General features: G+C 78.2%; 1 protein-coding gene. It reads right to left on the reverse strand.

Features of this window, described 5'->3' with window-relative positions:
* A partial coding sequence (locus C1J01_RS50870; protein WP_220040497.1) for a hypothetical protein occupies window positions 1-917 on the reverse strand: 917 nt, incomplete at its 3' end.
* Window positions 918-1277: the final 360 nt, after the last annotated feature.

Raw genomic sequence — 1277 nt, forward strand, 5'->3', positions numbered from 1 at the left:
TCCGGGGGGTTCTCGCGTGGGGTGTCCCGGCAGGCGGGGGTGCTGCCGGTGCGGCGGTCGGGGCCGTTCGCCGCGGCGGGGGCCGTGAGCGCCGTCACCGACCACCTCGTGCCGCACGGCAGCCGCAGCGGTGAGGACAGCGCTCTGCTGTACGAGGTCTCGCCCGACAGCGTGACCGTCCGGGTGTCCACCCGCCGGCCGGCGGCGAACCTGACCGTCAGCCGTACCGGGCGGGTGTCGGCCGTGGTCACCCTGACCTGTGCGCCGATCCCGTGACCCGCCGCCGCTTCGACGATCGCCACCCGGGTGACCTGCGGCGGGCAGGTCACCCGGGCCCGGGCGCTGTCGGCACGGCCGCCGGCGGTCACCCGTACCGACAGCAGGGAGCCGCACGGGCGGGACCTGAGGGGGAAGGCGAAGCGCTCGGTGTAGGACCTGCGTCCGGACAGGGTGACGTCGCGCGTCCCGGCCGGCCTGTCGCCGACCGCGAACCACGCCCGTACCGGGATCTCGCCGGTGCCGCTCGTGGTCACCCGGACCGTGGCGGTGGGCGCGGTGGCGGCGGTCCGCCTCCCCGTCTCGGGGAGGGCCAGGCGGACGTCCAGGCCCGTCACCCGCGTCGGGCACGGCGGCACGGCCAGTGAGGCCCGCGCCGGGCCGCCGGGGGAGGCGGGAGCGGTCGTGACGGTCAGCGTGACCGTCCTGCCGCACGCGCGCTCACCCATCGCCCAGGTCAGGGTGCGGGTGTAGCGGGTGGAGCCGCTCAGCGGCACGCGCTGGGTGCGCCCGGCCGTTCCGGCCGCCCTCCAGGTCGCGGTGGCGACGACGGGGCCGGCGCCGCTGGTGCGGAGCGCGACCGTGGCGGAGGCGAGGCCGCGGCCGTTCACGCGGATCGCCCCGACGTCCGCCGCGAGCACCGACGTGCCGGACGGCGGCTCCTCCCCGGCAGGCGGGTCCCCGCCGGGATTCCCCGGTTGGCCGGGACCGGGCTCCGCGGGATCCCCCTGGTCGCCGGGACCGGGGTTGCCGGGCTCCCCAGGACCGGGCTGGTCCCCCGGCTCACCGGGACGTGGGTTCCCAGGTTGGCCCGGGTCGGGGTCTCCCGGTTCGTCCGGGTCGGGGTCGCGGGGGTTGCCCGGGTTTCCGGGGTCTGGGTCTCCCGGGTCTGGGTCTCCCGGGTCCGGGTCTGCCGGGTCCGGGTCTGCCGGTCGGTCCGGGTCGCCGGGGTTCCCTGGTTCGCCGGGGTCCGGGTTCGCCGGGTCCACGGAGTCCGGGTC

This window comes from Nonomuraea aridisoli, from assembly GCF_003236395.1.
Taxonomy (GTDB): Bacteria; Actinomycetota; Actinomycetes; order Streptosporangiales; family Streptosporangiaceae; genus Nonomuraea; species Nonomuraea aridisoli.